The organism is Natroniella sulfidigena, assembly GCF_023223645.1.
GTDB lineage: Bacteria > Bacillota > Halanaerobiia > Halobacteroidales > Halobacteroidaceae > Natroniella > Natroniella sulfidigena.
Genome location: NZ_JALKBY010000032.1, coordinates 1 through 1,076 on the forward strand (window position 1 = coordinate 1; position 1,076 = coordinate 1,076).

At 45.0% G+C, this 1,076-nt stretch carries 1 rRNA gene; it reads left to right on the top strand.

The annotated features are described in order from the left end of the window. Nucleotides 1–75 precede the first annotated feature (75 nt). Nucleotides 76–1,076 (top strand): 23S ribosomal RNA (locus tag MWH28_RS12765); the annotation flags it as partial.

The following is a 1,076-nucleotide window of genomic DNA, read 5'->3' on the forward strand; positions in this document are numbered from 1 at the left end:
TCTTGACTAAAACTTAAACTCAGCCTCAGACTTAAAATTTGTACTTTGAAAACTGCACAATAGATAGTGCGTCTAGATTAAGTTAGTAAGGGCGCACGGTGGATGCCTAGGTGTCAGGAGCCGATGACGGACGTGGCAAGCTGCGAAAAGCCTTGATGAGCTGCAAACAAGTGATGAATCAGGGATGTCCTAATAGGAGCACCAGGTATGGTTAATACCATATCATCTTAAAGTTAATAAATAGCTTTAAGAAGGGAACCGGGTGAATTGAAACATCTTAGTAACCCGAGGAAGAGAAAACAAAAAGTGATTCCCTAAGTAGCGGCGAGCGAAAGGGGAAGAGCCCAAACTGTAATAGTGTCAAGTTTATGGATGTTGCTATTACAGGGTAGTAGGACTATCAGACTCTGCCATAACGGAGTCATAGTACAAACTTTGGTTAATCGAAGTAGCTGGAAAGCTACGCCACAGAAGGTAATAGCCCTGTAGGTAAAAACTAAAGTTGGCTAGATAGTATCCTGAGTACCATGAGACACGAGAAACCTCGTGGGAAGCAAGGAGGACCATCTCCTAAGGCTAAATACTTCCTGACAACCGATAGTGAACCAGTACCGTGAGGGAAAGTTGAAAAGAACCCCGGGAGGGGAGTGAAATAGAATCTGAAACCGTGTGCCTACAAGCAGTCAGAGGACGTTAAAGTCTGATGGCGTGCTTTTTGCATAACGAACCGACGAGTTATGATCTGTAGCGAAAGGTTAAGCCAAAGAAGGTGAAGCCGTAGCGAAAGCGAGTCTTAAAAGGCGAAAGTTGCAGGTCATAGACCCGAAACCGAGTGATCTATCCATGACCAGGATGAAACACGTGTAAGAACGTGTGGAGGTCCGAACTGCATTGGCGTTGAAAAGCCATGGGATGAGTTGTGGATAGGGGTGAAAGGCCAATCGAACTCGGAGATAGCTGGTTCTCCTCGAAATAGCTTTAGGGCTAGCCTCAAGTAATTGTAATTTGGCGGTAGAGCACTGATTGGACTAAGGGCTTTATAGAGTTACTGAATCCAGTCAAACTCCAAACGCCAT